Source organism: Streptomyces albus subsp. albus, assembly GCF_000719865.1.
GTDB classification, from domain to species: domain Bacteria; phylum Actinomycetota; class Actinomycetes; order Streptomycetales; family Streptomycetaceae; genus Streptomyces; species Streptomyces albus_E.
Map to the genome: position 1 here is coordinate 70609 of NZ_JOID01000002.1, position 17154 is coordinate 87762.

Annotated in this window: 7 protein-coding genes; 6 read left to right on the forward strand and 1 reads right to left on the reverse strand. The window is 76.2% G+C overall.

Annotated elements, in window-relative coordinates; translation table 11 throughout:
- Nucleotides 1-118: 118 nt before the first annotated feature.
- The gene (locus tag IF83_RS0102635) at nucleotides 119-871 is read right to left on the reverse strand and encodes an SDR family oxidoreductase (RefSeq protein ID WP_030542364.1); all 753 of its coding nucleotides are present in this window, start codon (nucleotides 869-871) and stop codon (nucleotides 119-121) included.
- Between the two features lie 821 nt (nucleotides 872-1692).
- Between IF83_RS0102635 and IF83_RS0102640 the strand changes: the two genes are divergently transcribed.
- The 6 genes from IF83_RS0102640 (at nucleotide 1693) to IF83_RS33565 (ending at nucleotide 17035) form a co-directional block, all read left to right on the forward strand.
- Nucleotides 1693-2754 (forward strand): nucleotidyl cyclase domain-containing protein, encoded by a 1062-nt coding sequence (locus tag IF83_RS0102640; protein WP_208605838.1) that lies wholly within the window; start codon nucleotides 1693-1695, stop codon nucleotides 2752-2754.
- On the forward strand, nucleotides 2751-5234 hold the full coding sequence (locus IF83_RS0102645; protein ID WP_244176785.1) for a hypothetical protein: 2484 nt from the start codon (nucleotides 2751-2753) through the stop codon (nucleotides 5232-5234). Before IF83_RS0102640 ends, IF83_RS0102645 begins: the two co-directional genes overlap by 4 nt.
- A complete protein-coding gene (locus IF83_RS0102650; RefSeq protein WP_051722384.1) occupies nucleotides 5231-6694 on the forward strand; it encodes a hypothetical protein in 1464 nt (487 codons plus the stop codon). The genes IF83_RS0102645 and IF83_RS0102650 overlap by 4 nt, the downstream gene beginning before the upstream one ends.
- 196 nt (nucleotides 6695-6890) lie before the next feature.
- Nucleotides 6891-9431: a VWA domain-containing protein gene (locus IF83_RS0102655; protein ID WP_051722385.1), complete on the forward strand. Its 2541-nt coding sequence runs from the start codon at nucleotides 6891-6893 to the stop codon at nucleotides 9429-9431.
- A 45-nt stretch (nucleotides 9432-9476) separates the two neighbouring features.
- On the forward strand, nucleotides 9477-14132 hold the full coding sequence (locus IF83_RS0102660; RefSeq protein WP_167343570.1) for a tubulin-like doman-containing protein: 4656 nt from the start codon (nucleotides 9477-9479) through the stop codon (nucleotides 14130-14132).
- Nucleotides 14129-17035: a hypothetical protein gene (locus IF83_RS33565; RefSeq protein ID WP_037678375.1), complete on the forward strand. Its 2907-nt coding sequence runs from the start codon at nucleotides 14129-14131 to the stop codon at nucleotides 17033-17035. The genes IF83_RS0102660 and IF83_RS33565 overlap by 4 nt, the downstream gene beginning before the upstream one ends.
- Nucleotides 17036-17154: the final 119 nt, after the last annotated feature.

Consider the following 17154-nt stretch of genomic DNA (forward strand, 5'->3'; position numbering starts at 1 on the left):
CACCGCAGGCCCGCACCGGTGAGGTGTCGGCGCGGGGGTGCGCCCGAGTCCTCCGACCGGTGTGGCGGCCGTCCCTCACACGGGCCGGGCCCTCGGCTCCTTGGTGAGAGCTCGTGTGTCAGGCGGTGAAACCGCCGTCGACGTGGATCGAGGCTCCGGTGACGTACGCGCTCTCCGGACTTGCCAGGTGGGCGATGGTGGCCGCGATCTCGGCCGCTTCCGCGTAGCGGCCGACAGCGGTGAAGCCGGCGATCATCCCGGCGTTCGGCCCGTCCGCCGGGTTGGTGTCCGTGTCGGTGGGGCCGGGATGGACGAGATTGGCCGTGATGCCACGCGGGCCGAGTTCCCGGGCCAGACCCTTGGTCATCCCGACCAGGGCCGTCTTGCTCATCGAGTACAGCGCCAGTCCGGGGAACGGCGCGCGGTCGGCGACATTGCTGCCGATGCTGATGATGCGGCCGCCCCGGTCCATATGGCGCGCTGCCGCCTGGGACGCCGCGAACGGTGCCCGGACGTTCACCGCCAGCGTGCGATCGATCTCCGCCGGCCCCAGGGTTTCCAGCGGGCCGACGAGGAAGACGCCGGCGTTGTTGACCAGGATGTCGAGTCTGCCGAATACCGTGGCGGCCTCGTCCACCGCGGCGGTGAGCGCTTCGGGGACCGCGCTGTCGGCTTGAAGGGCGTGGGCCCGACGCCCGGCGGCCTGGATGCGCTCCACTACCTCGGCTGCGCGTTCCGCGCTGTTCTGATAGGTCAGGACGACGTCGGCGCCGTCTTCGGCCAGTCGTAGCGCCACGGCGGCACCGATGCCCCGGCTTCCGCCCGTGACCAGGGCCACATTTCCTTCGAGTCGGTTCATGACGTCGAGCATTGCCTGCGCCGGCGCCGGAAGCTGGCGGGAATTCGACCTGACGTTCGACCCGCTCGTGCCGGGCCCGTCGTCGATGCGCATGAGCCAACCCCCGGCGTGGACGGGCTGGACGTGCTTTCCGCGCTACTCCGGGCCGTGGCCGGGAACGGCCGAGACGGGCCGCCTCATCCGATGGTGGGGTCGTGCCCGCGTTCCGTGTGGCTCGGTTCTCGCGGACGGCCGCGGTCCGGCTTCCGGGGCGCCCTTTTCGGGTCGCGGTGGGCTTAGCGGGTGGGGCGGCGGGAGTTGAGGGTTCTGCCCGGATTTTCACTCCATCGTGTGAGGAATCCTCAAGTTCCTTGTTGCGCCCGCCGCCTGCTGCTGAGAGTGGCCACACCGCGACTGCTCGGGCCGTCGTGGTCGGAAAGGTGTGCACGGGGGGTCGAAGGTGAATGCGTTCGATCGGAATTTCTCATTCCGCTCTTTCTCGGCGGTGACCGCTGCCATGCCCGGTCGCGGTGCGCCGCCGCCGCTCGCGTCGCAGAGCTGCCCTGTCCGGTTTGCGGGTGGTGAGGTCGCGCTCCGGGGCGGCGGGGGCGTGAACCCCGTCGGTCTTCCTGGTTCGCCCCGGCAGGGGTCGGCCCGCGCTCACCGGCGGTGGCCGCCCGCGCCGGCTCGCGGTGGGTGCCTCCGGCCGCCGGCGGGGGCGCGGCTCGGAGCGTGGACCGGAGCGCGGACCGGCGCGCGGCCGAAGTTTTCCGCTCCGACTGTGTAAACGACTACATCGCCGTGCGCGGTTCACGGCCACGTTGGTATGCGGCACCACGGCACAGGGGGATCGGGTGAACACTACGGGAGCGGTCAACAGGCTCGTCGTCTTCGGCGACGCCTGCGGCTCGGGCAGGCTCGGGATGCACGCCAAGAGACGGATGCGGGACGGGATGTACGCGGCGTTCGGCGAGGCGTACGCCTCGGTGGACATCGCACCCGGACGCCTCCACCAGGAGGACCGGGGCGACGGCATCCTCACCGCCCTCGACCCGGCGGTGCCGCCGGCGCTCATGGTCGGGCGCTGGCTGGACACCCTCTACCAGTGCCTGCGCGAGCACAACGCGGGCAGCGCGGAGCGGCTGCGGCTGCGGGTGGGGATGAACGCCGGGCCGGTGATGAACGACGGCCGCGGGCTGGTCGGCCGGGCCGTGGACCTCGCCTGCCGGCTCTGCGACAGCCCGGTGGCCAAGGACATCATGGCCGGTGAACCCGGCGCGGACCTGCTGCTGGTCGTCTCCGACTGGCTGTACGAGAACGTGGTGGCCGAGGGCGGCCGGTACGTCGAGCCCGAGCACTACCGCAGCGCCCGGGTCCGGTCCAAGGAGACCGACGAGACCGCCTGGTTCCACATCCCGCGCGCGCCCGCGCCCCGGATTCCTCAGCGGGCCGAGCCGTCCCGGCCCGTGCCGGCCGAACCGGCCGCCGGCGGAGCGCCGTTGGCGGGCACCTCGCCGGAGCCGCCGGCCGGGAGCGGGTCGGCGCGGAGCCACGACACGGCCGCCGTCCGCCGTGCCCGTTCCGACGGTGGCGGCCCCGGCGGCCCCGGCGAACCCGCGGAGCGGGACGGCGGCACGCCGTCCCCCGCCGGCGGCCGGCGGATCACGGCCCGGGGCGATCTCCAGTACTTCGAGAACAACGTGATCAACGGGGGATTCACCGGTATCCGCAAAGAAGCCGGGGCCGCCGCTCCGCGGAGCCGTGAGGCGGAGGCAACGGCCGAGGCGGGGCCGGAGGTTGCCCAGGGCTACGGGCAGCGGTCCGCGCAGGGACGCGAGGCGGACGCCGGCCCCGGCCACCCGGACGCTCCGGGCCCCCGGAGAGGCGCCGCGCGGGACACCGGTGACGGCGCATGAGCGACCAGGACGGGGCGGCTCCCGCCCGCGACGCCACCGCCCGGGACGCCCCGGCCCGCGAAGCCCCGCGTGACGCGGCACGGAACGCTCCGCGCGATGCGGCACGCAACGCCGCCCGCGACGCGGCACGGAACGCGGCCCGCGACGCCCCGCGGAACGCCCCCCGCGCGGCACCCCGGGACGGCCCCCGCGACAGCCCCCGGACGCCCGGCTCCTCCCCGGACGCGCCCGACGACGACCGCCCCCCGGAGGACGGCCCGGAGGACGGCGGCCCGGAGCAGCAGCCCGAGGACCGGCGCTTCGACCAGGCCGGGCGCGATCCGCTCAGCGGCTCGGGCGGCACCGGCGGTTCCGGTACGGCGCAGGCGGCGCGCCGCACCTTCGCGGCCGGCCGGGCGGGACGGAGCATCAGCTTCGCCACCGACGGCCAGTACTTCGAGGGCAATTACTTCATCAGCCAGTCCGGCGGCGGACCGGCCGTGCTCCAGGGGCCCGTCCACGCCGAGGAGCTGGACCGCCTCACGAGCGTCTACTGCGAGACCTCCGGCTACCAGCGGATGAAACGCCGCCTGCGAGAGCGCGGCCTGCTGGTGCTGTGCGGGGAGTGCGGCAGCGGCCGTACGGCCACGGCGCTGGCCCTGCTCTCCGAGCTGACCGGCAACCGCGTGATCCGGCTCGACCCCAGCTGCAAGGTCCACGAGATCGAGGAGGTGACCGGCGGCCACGGCCATCTGCTGGAGATCACGCCCGAGGACGAGGGCGAGGGCTCCGGCGGCGCCCTCCCGGAGCGGGACGGCGGGGCGGGAGGGCGCTCCCGCCCCCGGCGCGCACGCGCCGTCCTCACCGAACTCCACCTGGACCGCCTCCGGGGCAAGCTCGCCGAGGCCGGCGCCTACGGCATCGTCCTCGTCGAGAGCGGGGACCTCGCGGACCGCATGCTCCGCGGCCGCTACGGCGTGTACTGCCCGCCGCCGCCCGCGGAACAGGTCCTGCTGCGGCACCTGAGGGTGCTGCTGAGGAACGAACCCCCGGACGCCCTCGGCGAAGCCCTGGAGCTGGCCGCCACGCCGGACGTCAAGGAGGCCCTCGGCCTGGCCGAGCTGCGGCCCGCCGAGGCGGCGCGCCTCGCCGACCACCTCGCGCGGCACCTGCGCAGCGAGCTGACGCACCGGCAACTGCTCGACGACTGCGGCACCTTCGTCCGGGCGCAGGCGCGAACCTGGTTCGCCGGGGCCGACAACCCCGGCACGCTGCCCGAGGCCCTGCCCTCCCTCGGCACCGCCGCGTTCCGCATCGCCGTCGCCGTCTTCAACGGGTCCGCGCACAGCCTGACCGCCGAGGCCGGTGAGCGGCTCGCCGCGGAGATGGCGGCCACCCTCGACCCCGGAACCGCCGTGGGACGGCGGCTGTTCGGCACCCACGCCGAGGTCCGCCCGGCCGCCGCCCGGGCCGTCGTGGAGGACGCCGAACTGGACCTCGGCGACGCCCGGGTGCCGGTGCGGGCCATCAGCTTCCAGGGCGACGCCCTGCCCACCGCGGTGCTGCGGGAGGTGTGGCACGGCCACCTCAACGTCCGCGGCCCCCTGGTGCGCTGGCTGCGGTCCCTCTGCGGCGACCCCCGCCCCCAGCTGTGGGTGCGGGCCTCCGTCGCGGCGGGCGTGCTCTGCTCCTGGGACTGGGTCCACGGGGCGGGGGAGCTGATCGGCCCGCTGGCCCGGTCCGACGGCGCGGTGCAGCGAATGGCGGCGGCCACCGCGCTGGCCGAGGCCGCCCGGGAGCCGGCCGTGCGGCCCGCCGTCCACGCCCTCCTCAAGGACTGGGCGGCCGGCGGGGAGCCGGACCTGGTGAGCACCGCCGTCATGGCGCACGGCTACGGCATGGCCGCCGGCTCCGTCTCCGCCTCGCTGGACGCGCTGGCCCAACTGGTGCGCTCCGAGGAGGATCCGGACCTGACGGCCCTGGCCGCCTTCAGCGTCGCCCGGCTGCTGGCGGGGCCCGAGCCCGGGACCGTCGTGCGGCGCCTCGCCGACTGGCTGCTGAGCGGCCGGACGGAGACGGCCGACCTCGTCCTGCTGACCGTCATCAAAGCCCTCGGGACCCGCACCACCTTCCTGTGGGGGCTCCAGGACACGGCCGAACCGGCGGCCCGCCACGACCGCAAGCCGCTGGCCCTCGCCGTGCCGGCCACCCATCCGCCGCTGGCGGGCGGCATCGCGGCGCTCGTGCGGCACACCCTGTCGACCGCCCGCTCCGGACAGGCGGCGCTCGACACCCTCGGCACCCTGCTGCGCCGCTCGGCCGGCGACGCGGAGCAGCGCGAGCTCGCCTGCGACCTGCTGCGCCGCATCGCGGTGGAGCGCAGGGACCGCGACCGGCTGCGCCACCTGCTGGCGGGCATGGTCCGGGACCGCGACGAACCCCTGGACAAGGACGACGCCCGCCTGATGTGGGACGCGGTGGGAGAAGGAGGCGGGAGATGAGCCCGGCAGAGCCTGCCGCCCGCACGGGCGGGACGGAGGAGGAGCGGCTGAAAGGGCGCCAGGCGGGCCCGCTGGTGCGGGAGTGCCGGCCGCCCTACACCCGGCGAAGCGGCCAGATCGCCGCCGTGCTGCTGTACCGGAACGGCGGGCACAGCGTGCTGTGGCCGGACCACCGGGAGGACCGGGAGAAGCCCTGGTTCCGCGAGCCGTTCACCGTCTTCGAGGTGCTCCTCGGCCGCAACGTGACGGTGTTCGAGCTGCGGCTCCCGGCCGCCGGTGACGCGCAGTTCTTTGACGCCCGGGCCGAGGTGCACTGGGAGGTCGAGGACCCGTACACCGTCGTCAGCAAACGCGTCTGGGACCTGCGTGAACTGCTGGAGGGCGAGCTGCTGTACGGGCTGCGCCAGGTGTCGCGCCGGTTCCGGCTGACCGAGGCCCAACGGGCCGACGAGGCGGTCCGGGCCGAGCTCGCCGCGGGCCACCTGGAGCTCGGCCGCGATCTCGGACTGCGGCTCACGACCCGGGTGTTCGTCGATCTCAGCGATCCCATCCGGCAGCGGCTCGGCGAGCGCGACGAGATCCACCTCGACATGACGACGGAGGAGGCGCAGGCGGAGGCCGAGCGCCGCAGGGAGGCGCACCAGCGCCGGCTCGCCCGGGACCGGGCGGCCGAGCTGGAATCCGTGCTGAGGCGGGGCGAAGAGGCCGAGATCATCTACCACATGGCGCGGAACCCCGAGAAGGAATGGGAGATCCGCCAGGCGATCCGGCAGGAGAAACGGCAGGGCCAGGCCGACTTCATCCAGCTCTTCAACCGGCTGATCGACCGGGGGATCCTGGAACGCCACGACATCGACGACGGCATGTACGAGGTGCTCCAGCATCTGCGGGAGAGCACCGGCGGGGTGCTCGGCGGGGTCACCGACCGGGTGCTGTCCCCCGGGCGGGCGCGGCGGGAGTTGGAGGACGGCCCGCGCTCCGGGCGCCGGGGCCGGTTCCGGGAGGAACTGCCGCGCGGCTTCCGAGACGAGGACGAGGACGAGGGCCGGGACGGGAACCGGGGCCGGGACGGGAACCGGGGCCGGGACGGGGCCGGGCCCGGCGGCGGTAGCCGGGACCGCGATGGTGGCGGGGCCCCCGACGGCCGCCGGGGCTCCGGCCGGCACCGGGACCGTGACGGATACGGCGACCCGGACGCCCCCCGCGCCCCGTACCCCGACGACCCGTACCCCGGCGCCCGCCACCCCGAGGACCGGTACCTCCCGCCCGAGCCGGAGCTGCCGCCCTGGGACGAGGAACCCCGCGTCCACCGCCCGACGCGCGTCGAGTCCGCCGCCGAACGGGCCCGGGAGGAACGCCGCGCGCGTGAGGAACAGCGCGAACGCGAGGAGCAGTGGGGCGGCGGCGCCCGCCGGCCCACCCCGCCCAGCGCCGACTTCGACGACTGGGACGACACATGACCGCCCGGACGAGGCCGGCGGGAGCGCCCGCGGCACCCTCCGCGGCACCGGCCCGGCCTCGCCCCGGGCGACGGCCGGTCCCGCCCGCCCCGGCCCCGTCCCCCGACGCGTACCCGCGGCCGCCCGGGAGCGGCCACCCTCCGGCACCCGCGGTGGTGCCGGTCCTTCCCCATGGCTGTGGTGAGAGACGGTTCACATGAGAAGCACGTCAAGGACGAGAACACCGGCCCGGGCCCTCGTGGGCCTGGCGGCCCTGACCGCCCTGGTCACCCTGGCCGCCGCGCCCGCTTCCCCCGCCCCGGTCGCGGCGCCCGCCCCCGGCGGCGTCCGCGCCGCGGAGACCGAGAAGGCCGCGGAAGGGGCCGATCCGATCGACTTCGCCGTGGTGGTCGACCAGTCGAAGAGCCTCTCCGCCGATGACCTGGCCCGCGAGGTCGAGGCCGCCGCGCTCATCGCCCAGGGCGAGATCTCGGAACGCTCACGGGCCGCCGTCATCGGCTTCGGCAGTTCCGAGAAGCCCGGCCAGTCGGCGGTGCGCGAGGTCTGCCGGCTCACGGTGGCCGACGCCGTGGGACGCAACCACCTGAGCGACTGCGTCAAGCAGTTGTCCCGCCGGGACGAGCGGCGCATGGGACCCGGCACCGACTTCCCCGCCGCCCTGCGGCAGGCCCTGGACCGGCTCACGGAGGACGGCGAGCCCGCAGTCCCGAAGGTCGTCTTCCTGCTCACCGACGGCCGGCTCGACGTCAGGGACAGCCGCGCCTACGGCGACGACCCGCGGAGCCGCACCGAGGAGGCCGAGGAGCAGCTGACCGAGCAACTGGCCCGGGCCCGCGAGAAATCCGTGCAGATCTGGCCGCTCGGTTTCGGCGACGTCGACCGGAGGATGCTGACCGGCATGGCCGCCGGCGGCTACCGCAACGGCTGCGCCGACCTGCCCTCGGCCCGGCCCCGGATGCGGGTGCTCGACGGCTCGGCGGAGATCGGCAAGGCCCTCCAGGAGACCTTCGCCGCCGCGCGCTGCGCCCGGGTCGCCCAGGGCACCGTCGGCAAACCGCCCGCCGATCTGACCGTCACCATCCCGGAGATCGCCACCGACGGCTCCATCACCGTCAGCAAGCACGATCCGAAGGTGACGGCCACGTACTTCGACCCGCGCGGCCGCAAGGTCCCCACCCGCGGCACGTTCGACGGCTCCGTCTTCGAGGCCACCGGGCAGAACGGCCCGGTCGAGGCGCTGCGAGTGAAGAACCCCCGCCCGGGCAAGTGGCGCGTCCACCTGGAGGCGCCCGAGGGGCACCGCGACCGCGAGGTGGCCGTGCGGGCCATCTGGCAGGGCAAGCTGCGCTCCGCCGTCACCCTCGACCCGGCCTCGCCGCGCCCGGGGGAGAAGACCGTCGTCGAGGTGCGGATGCAGACCCGGCGCGGCGTGGTCATCGACGACCCGGAGCAGCTGGAGGGCATCAAGGTCTCGGCGCGGCTCTCGGGCAGCGGCTTCGAGCCGGTCTCCGTCCCCCTCGGCGACGACGGGAAGGGGCCCGACCGGAAGGCCGGGGACGTCCGCTTCACCGGAACCCTCACCGTGCCGGAGGACGCCGACGGCGACCTCGCGCTGCGGGCGGAGATGTCCGCGCCGGGTGTCACGGGCGACCGGCGGCCGCTCAACGCCCGCGTCACCGTCGGCACGCCGCCGGTCACGGCGGGCCTGACCGTGGAGCGGGGCACCGTCCACCCCGGGGGAGAGGTGCGGGGCACGCTGGAGGTCCGCAACAGCGACTCCACCGCGCACACCCTGCGGCTGTCCCTCGCCGACCGCCCGCCCGGCGGCGGTGTGCGGATCTCCCCGGCGACCGTGGAGGTGCCCGCGGGGGCCGACGAGGCGTTCCCCCTCACCCTCTCCCTGGACCCCGGGGTCGCGCCGGGCGAGATCGGCGGCCGCATCACCGTCGCCGACGCGGACGACGGGGGGCGGGTCCTCGCCAACAGCTTCATCGGCGTCGTCGTCGAACCGGTGCCCACCCTCTGGGACGAATGGTGGGGCGCCTTCCTCGCCGGTGCCCTCCTGCTGCTGGCGCTGGCCGTTCTCGCGGCCGTGTGGCTGTGGGCCCTGCAGAAGCGGCGTGATCTCACCGGCGTCCGGCTGGAGTTGCGCGGCGACGGCATCCGGCCGGACGAGCTGACCATCCGCTCGGGGCAGAGCTCCCGCGGCGAGTTCCGCTTCACGGTGGACCGCGGCCGGGGCTCGGCGCCCGCGCTGCGGCGCGCCGGGCCGGGGGCGGCCGCCGCGCACCGGCTGCGGCGCTCCGCCTCGGGGCAGTTCCTGCTCCGGCCGGACCGGGGGCGTCAGACGTCGCTGTCCCCGGGCGGCTCCGTCTCGCTCGGCGACGGCCTGGAACTCGTCGTCCACGACCGGCGCTCGGCGGCTTCCCGGCGGGACGGCGCCGACGGCCGCCGCGGCTCCCGCACCTCCGGTGGCTCCGGCGGCTCCCGCACCTCCGGGCGCGGCGGAAGCGGCGGCAGCCGGTGGCGGGGCCGGAACGCCGGACGCCCCGGCCGCACGGACGGCACCGGCCGCGGCGGCCGCACCGGACGGTCCGGTGACGACGCCGGGCGCGTCCCGCCGCCGACCGGCGCCGGGGACCGCGGCGCGGGCGGCCGGCGCCCGGGCGGCGGCGAGGGATCCCCGTCCGCCGGTGAGCGGAGAGCCGGCGCGAGCCGCTTCGACCCGAATTTCTGAGTCACGACGGGCCGCCGGTACCCGGGCGGCCCCACGGGAGACCACATGAAGATCTACCAGCCCATGCTCTTCGTCGGCCTGGGCGGCACCGGTGGCCGGATCGGCGCCGAGCTGGAGCGCGGCCTGCGCCGCGAACTGTGCGGCCCCGACGGCACCAAGCTCGTCGCCGACGGCCGCCGGGCCCCGTTCCAGCTGCCGGACTGCCTCCAGTTCGTCTACGCCGACTTCAGCGAGTCCGAACTCGACCAACTGCCGCACCTCAGCGCCAAGGGCACCGAGGCCGCCGCGTACACCCGCACCTCGCGGGCCGTCCACGACCTGCTGCCCACCGGCTACGACACCTCCCCGGAGGTGACCCGCATGCTGCGGGTCGCCCTGCACGAGGAGACCCGCTCCTGGCTCCCGCCGGAGGCGCGGCAGCCCCGGGTGGCGCCGCTGCACAACGGTGCGGGCCAGCTGCCCACCGTCGGCCGGGCCGCGCTCTTCGCGACCCTGCGCAGCGGTCTGGAGCCCGTCCTGCGGCAGCTCCGCGCCGCCGTCGGCGCCATCGGCAACGCGGCGGGCGACCTGCGGGAGATGGGCGGCCGGCAGATCCGCGGCTGCGACGTGTTCGTGGCGTTCTCCGTGGCCGGCGGCACCGGGGCCGGCATCTTCTACGACTTCATCCACCTCATCGGGCACGAGTTCAGCCGGTCCAAGGTGCCCGGCGTGAAGATCTACCCGCTGGTGGTGATGCCCTCCGCCTTCCCGCCGGAGGCCGGCGGCGGACGGGAGGCGGAACTCAACTCCGCCCGGGCCCTGGTGGACATCTCCCGGCTCGTCGACCACCAGAACGCCCCCGACGCGCAGGCCGACTTCGGCGACGTCGTGCCGCGCACCGAGGCCGGGGTGCGCTACCCGGAGGAGGGCCTGGTCAAGCTGCGCTCCTCGACCGTGCAGACGGCCTTCCTCTTCAGCCGGCCCTCCGTGATCCGGCCGGAGGACCTGCGGCGGTCCATCACCGCGATGGTGATGTCGCTCATCGGCACGGAGCTGGGCGACGAGAACACGCAGGGGCGCGTCGAGGGCGACTACCAGTCGTTCGCCGCCAGCTTCGTCAACAAGAGCGTGGAGCGCTCCACGCCGTCCCACTCCGGCATCGGCTACCGGGGCATGTCCACCAGCCTCGCCGCCTCGCTCACCGTCCCCGTCGACGATCTGGCGGAGATCGTGGCGGGCCGGCTGCTGGCGCAGGCCGTGCGGGGCATGGCCGAGGACGCCCGGCGGCCCCGCGACAGCGGCACGGAGCAGGTCCGGGACATGTTCCTGCGGTCCGGCATCGGCCGCCTGTGGGAGAGGGACGCGCCCGGCATCCCCGTACCCGATCCGCTGCCCAAGGGCGGCAAGCCCATCGCCCAGGCCCTGCGGGACCGGATCGGCGACATGGAGGACGGCCTCGCCCGGCTCGACCGCGAACTGGACCGGGACATCTCCCGGCTCGTCGACGACTTCAAACCGGGCGTCGGAGCCCGTGAACTGCTGGGCACGCTCGGCCCGTTCCGGCTGGAACGCGTCCTCACCGGGCTCCCCGGCCACCCCCAGCGGGCGGCCGAGGCCGGATTCGCCGGGATGCTGGAGAACCGCAAGAACGACCCCGAGCGGCCCGAGGGCGTCGACGTGTCCGCCCCGCTGATCCCCCGGATCAAGGGCGGCGTCGGCGGCATGGTCCCGGCCCGCTGGGGCGACCCCGACGTCCAGGACGCGATCGGCGAGCAGGACGCCTGGTACACGTGGCGGGCCAACCGGCAGTGGCACCGCGCCTGGAAGGAGCACGAGTCCCGCTGGCGGCCCCCGCTGGTGCGCGCCCTGAAGGAGACCGGCGAACTGGTCCGGGCCCTGCGCGCCCACGAGGAGGACGAGCGGAAACTCTTCGCCGAGCGCCGCAAGGAGCTCTACCGCGACGACCGCACGGGCGTCTCCTACCTGCTGCCCCCGCAGAACAATCTGCGGGCCTTCTACGACGAGGTCTTCGACCGGCTGGTCCGGCACGGCGGCCTGCCGGAGAACACCGACCCGGCCACCCTGCTGGCCAGGCTGGTCCAGCCCGAGGACTGGCTGCGGGCCCTGGACGCCGTGCGCCGCTCCCCGCGCGCCGCCGTCAAGGAGATCAAGCAGGTACTCGAACGGCGCGTCAAGACGCTCTTCGGCGAGACGAGCGACCTGGACGACCGCCCGCTGCTGCCCTCCCTGGGCGTGCTGCTCCGGGCGGCGGCCGGCGACGAGGACGCCGAGGCGACCGTCGACAGCCGCTGGCTGGAGCAGTTCCGCTCCCGGCTGGCCGGACTGCTGCCGGTCGGCTTCACCCCCGACGGGAACGGCCCGCTGAAGGCCCTCATCGTCCATCCGCGCAGCGAGGCGGACAAACGGGCCGGGGAGTACCTCAAGCAGGAGCTCAACCTGCCCCGCGACACCGTGGGCGAGCCGGAGTGCCGGGCGGTGGAGGCGGAGGCCATCACCGTCGTGCTGTTCCGCAGCGGCATGAGCCTCACCGACGTCTCCGAGGTGCGGCACTCGCTGCGGCTCTGGGCCGAGGCGCGCGACGCGGCCGGCGGCGGCGACTTCCTGCACTGGCGGCAGCGGCTGGGCTACCGCGACGACTGGCTGGCCAGCACGGAGGACGACCGGCGGCGCATCCTGCACCGCGTCCTGTGCGCGGTGTGGAACGGGCAGGTGGACACCCAGGGCGACCCCGCCTCCCCGGACCGGATCCGGATCCGGCTCCAGGACGGGGACTCGGCCACGATGACCCTGCGGCTGGAGTCCTTCGACGAGGGCCTCTCCAGCTGGGCCGGGCTGCTGCGCGCCTACGAGCAGTGGGCCCTGCTGGACGAGGAGGGCCGGATCATCGAGGACGTCTGCGACCGGCTGATGCGGGCCCAGCCCCGCGGCCTGACAACCCGGAACGCCGCCCCGTCACCGCTCTTCCGGCAGCTCGTGCACGAGGTGGCGCCGCGGCAGCTCGCCCTGCTCGACGAGCTGTCCGGGGAGTTCGCCGCGGAGGACGAGGAATGGCTCGTCCCCCTGCGGGACTTCTGGGAGAAGACCTTCAACGGCGCCCTCGACCTGCGCTTCCCCGGGGTGAACCGGCCGACCAGGCCGACCCTGCGGGCCCTGGACGAGCGGTACGGCCGGGATGCCTCGGCCGCGTCCCGCCCGCCGGGGCCGCGCGGGGCCGAGCCGGGGGCGCACGGGGCCGGTGCGGGCTACCGCGCGGCTGGTGCGGATTTCCGTACGGCCGGCGCGGATTACCGTACGGCGGGCCCCGATTCCCGCGCGGCCGGTGCGGATTTCCGTACCGCGCCGCCGGATCCCCGTACCGCGCCGCCGGGGCCCCGCACGGTGCCGCCGGGGCCGCCCGGGGGCCGTTCCTGGGACGGAACCGCCGAGCCCCGGACCGAACCGGCGGTCCCGCGCCGAGGCCACAACGGCTCCCCCCACACCCGGCCCGCACCGCCCCGGCCGCCCCGCGATCCGGCGGGGCCGTACGGGCCGGGCGCGCCGTACGCGGACGGGGGTGAGCGGTACGGGCCGGGCGCGCCGTACGCGGACGGGGGCGAGCGGTACGCAAACCGGGGTGAGCGGTACGGGCCGGGTGAGCGGTACGCCGACGGGGGTGAGCCGTACGCCGACCGGGCCGGCCGGTACGGGGACCGGGCGGAACCGTACCCGGGCCGGACAGTGCCGTACCCGGGCCGGACCGAGGCGGACAGCGGTGCGGAGGAGTCGTTCCCCGGCCGGAACGCTCCGCGCGCCGGAGCCGTTGACGAGCCGCACACCGGAGGAAGCCGGGACGAGCGGTACGCGGACTCGGCTCAGCCGTATCCCGGCCGGGCCGCGCAGCCGTACGCCCGCCGGGCGGAGCCGGACGCGGGAAGCCGGGGCGAGCCGTACCCGGCGCGGGAGGAGTGGCATCCGGGCCGGGCGGAGCCCTCCGAGCGCGGGAGCGAGCCCCCGGCCGATGGCCGGGGGACGGAGCCGTACGCGGACCGGGGCCCGAGGTACACGGACGGGGCGGAGCCGTACCCGGGCCGGGGAGAGCCGTACCCCGGCCGGGCGGAGCCGGGCGGCGGAGACGCGGGCGAGCCGTACCCGGGGCCGGGGGAGCCCCGCGCCGGAAGCGGGGACGGCTCCCGTGCCGAAAGCACCAGGCGCGAGGCGTACCGGGGCCGGGAGGAGCCGGACGGCTGGGACGAGCCGCGTCGCGCGGCCGAGCGGTACGGCGCGAACGAGCCGCGTCGTACGGACGAGCCGTACAGCGAGGGCGCGCCGCGTCGCGCGGAGGAGCGGTACGGCGCGGGGGAGCCGCCTCGCGCGGACGAGCCGTACGGCGCGGATGCGCCGCGTCGTGCCGAGGAGCCGTACCGCGCGGACGAGCCGTACCGCGGCGAGAGCGGGGCGCGCCCCGCTCGGGAGCCGGACCGGAAGGACGAGCCCTGGGACACCGGCGACTGGGGCGATCCGCCCGCGCCGGACGACCGAAACCGTGCGGACGACCGGGACCGCGGCGACGGCCGCCGCGACGGAGACGGCGGGCCCTCCAACGACGACCGGCCCTACGGAGACAGCCGGTCCCACGGAGACGACTGGTCCCACGGAGACGGGCGGCCCTCCGCGGACCGCCGGGACAGCCGGTACGACGGCGACGAGGGGACGCGGCTGTGAGCACGGAACGCCGGTCCGCCGCGGAGCCGGTGGTCCGCGTCGACCTGCGCCACCGCGGCGGACGGACCGGCGCCCCCCAAGCGGACCTGGACGCCCGGGTGCGCGAGGCCCTGGCCCGGACCCGGACGGCCGGGACCCGGTCCTTCCTCGTCCTCGACGACGCCACCGAACTGGTCAACCATCAGGAGCACTACGAGCGGCTCTACTCGCACGGCCCCGCCCGGGTGCTGTGCCTGGCGTACGGCGGCGCGGACTCCCCGGCGCTGCTCCGCCCGCACGTCCTGCGGCCGCCCACCGCCGGCGTGCTGTGGATCCCCGACGTCTTCGCCGGGGCGGCAGCCCTGGAGCCGGAACCGGAACGGGAGCCGGAGCCGAGCCTCGCGGAAGGCGGTCGCGGTGGCGCGGCCGGCGGAGGCTTCGACGAGGGCTTCGACGGGGGCCCCGGCGGGACGACCGGTCGCGGCGGCGGTACCGGCGGGCCGGGCCCGGAAGCGGTCGGCGAGGCCCTGCGCCCGCTGACCGAACTCCTCTCCGAACCCTCGGTCTTCGGCGCCGTGCTCGGCCAGGTCGCCGAGGTCCCGCACGGGGTGGCCGTCCCCGCCGCCCGCGTACTCGAACACGATCTGACGGAGGAGGCCAAGGCCCGCGCCTGGCGCCGGGCACTGGAGGAGCTGACCGGACAGGACGTGCCCGCTCCCGCCCTCGTCGTCGAGGGTTCGCCGGGCTCCGGCTCCGGACCCGGCAGGGGCCCCGAACCCGGCTCGGGCTCCGGGCCGGGCTCCGGCGCCTCGGACGCCGTCCCCGCCGCGCTGGGCCACCTCATCGGCGACGCCGTCCCCCGCGCGCTGGCCGGCCGCGGCTGGCTGGTCCCCGGCGGGCCGGCCGAGGCGCGGCGGCTGGCCTGCGACCGTGCGCTGCGGGACGCCGAGGAGGACTACGAACACGTGCGCGGCCCGGCCGGGCTGTTCGGCCGGCGCGCCCGGTCCGTCGATCTCCCCGAACGGCTCGTCGTCCTCGCCGACGCGGTCGGCGCGTACCGCGGTTGCGTCGCCGAGGCGCTGAGCGAGGGCGGCGGCGACCGGCTCAGCCCGGAGCAGCGCAGCGCCCTGCTGCAGCGGGGCATCGATCTGCCGGAACTCCCCGAGGCCTCGCGGAGCGCGGTCGGCCCGGGGCTCCGCGCCTACACCGAGCGGATGATCGCCGGAGGGCTGCCGCTGCGCTCGGTCGCCGCCCGGCTGGGCGCGCTGTCCGACCGGTCCGCCCCGGCGGGCAGCGCGGCACGGCTGGCCCGGCTCGACGAGATCTGTCCCGAGAGCCTGCCGGCGGAGCTCGCCGCACCGCTCCCGTTCGAAATGGGCGGCCCGGCGTTCGTCCACGCCGCTCCCGTGTTCCTCCTGGCGTTCACCGCCGGGCTGTGGCCGGGGCTCGGCTGGGTGTCCGGGCCGCTGACCGGCCTCGTCCTGGCGCTGCTGACCCTGCTGATGCTGCGGCGCAGGCCCAACCGCTCGTCCGCGTATCCGCTGGACGGCGGCGGGAGCACGCGTTCGGGGCTGCGGCTGCTCGCGGGCCTCGCGGGCGGTGCGGCGGGAGGGCTGGCGGGGACGCTGCCGGCCCCGCCGGTCTGGGCGGGGGCGGTGGCGCTCGGCCTGGCCGTCGCCGGCTCGGTGGCGCTGGTCCTGCGGGACTGGACGGCGGCCGTCGACGACTGGTGGGATCGTACGGATGTGCGGTCCGTGGCCCGGAGGATCACCGGCGTGGACGACCTGCTGGCCGAAACCGCCGTGCAGGACTGGCTGTTCGCCGACGCCCGCTACCACTGCTCGGACGGTGCCCGCGCCGTCGCCCGGCTCGTACGGGGGCTCGCCGAGACGGCCGAGGAGCGGCTCGCCGCGCAGGACCCGCCGGCGCCCGGCAGGGCACGGCGCCCTGCGGGCGCGGGCGGCACGGCACCGGCCGCCCCGGGCGCCGCCGGCCCGGCCGACGACCCCTGGAGCTGGGACAGCTGGGGCACCGGCGGCGAGAACGACGGCGACGGCCACGACGCGTATGGCCACGGAGGCCAGGACGGTTACGGCGACAGCGGCGGCGCAGGCGGCCCCTGGTCCGGCACCGGAGCGGACGCCGGAAGCGGAAACCCCCGCACGGCCCCGTGGCACGACGAGCACGAGCACGAGAGCGGGAACGGGTACGGGAACGGGGACGGAACCGCGGGCCCGCGCGGCCGCGAACTCCCGTACCAGCGCGGTGCCGAGATCGCGGACGAGGCCGCGCACGACCAGGAGCACACCGCGCACGCCGCGCTCCTCGGAGCCCCGGCCGACCCGCCCTGGCTGGAGCGGGAGCGGGGAGACGGCGGCCCCGCCCTCGTCCCCACCCTGCTCGGCGATCTGGCCGGCGGCGCCACCCGCGTACTCGCCACGCGCTGGGCCGCCGTGGAGCGGGACCCCGCGGAGGCCGGACGGGCCTCCGTGCGGCGGCCGATGACCGAACTGCTGGACGAGGAACGGGCCGGGCTGTGGCGCGACGGCGCCACCTCGCCCCCCGGCTTCTCCGACGACCCCGGACAGCGCCCGGGAGCCGCCGAGCTGCTGGGCGTCTCCTCCGACCGGGCCGGACAGCTGCTCGGCCCGGACGGAGGCGCGGAGGAGGACGTCGTACCGCTCTGCCGCGCCGAGCACCGCCGGATCCTCTCCAAGGACCCGACAGCGGTACGGCAGGTGCGGTTCGCCGCCGAGGCGATGCGCCGGGGCGCGGAACCGGACCCGCCGCGGGACGGCTGGCAGGCCGCCGGCGAGGACATCGTCTGGACGCCGGGCGGACGGCACGCGGGCGTGCTGCGCCTCGTACCGCTGCGCGCCGAGGTCGTGCGCACCGTCAGGTCACAGGAGGGATGGGGCGGATGAGGACGACCGATGACGACAACGCGGTACCCGGCGCGGGTCCACGGGCCGGGGCGGGCGCCGGTGCCCGAGCCGGCTCCCGCGGCGGGGGTTCCGCCGGTGGCGCCGCCACCGGCGGAGGG

Excerpts from the sequence above, each read along its gene's own strand:
- IF83_RS0102645 (WP_244176785.1), top strand. The coding sequence starts at position 2,751 with ATGAGCGACCAGGACGGGGCGGCTCCCGCCCGCGACGCCACCGCCCGG.
- IF83_RS0102650 (WP_051722384.1), top strand. The coding sequence starts at position 5,231 with ATGAGCCCGGCAGAGCCTGCCGCCCGCACGGGCGGGACGGAGGAGGAG.
- IF83_RS0102655 (WP_051722385.1), top strand. The coding sequence starts at position 6,891 with ATGAGAAGCACGTCAAGGACGAGAACACCGGCCCGGGCCCTCGTGGGC.
- IF83_RS0102660 (WP_167343570.1), top strand. The coding sequence starts at position 9,477 with ATGAAGATCTACCAGCCCATGCTCTTCGTCGGCCTGGGCGGCACCGGT.
- IF83_RS0102635 (WP_030542364.1), bottom strand. The coding sequence starts at position 871 with ATGCTCGACGTCATGAACCGACTCGAAGGAAATGTGGCCCTGGTCACG.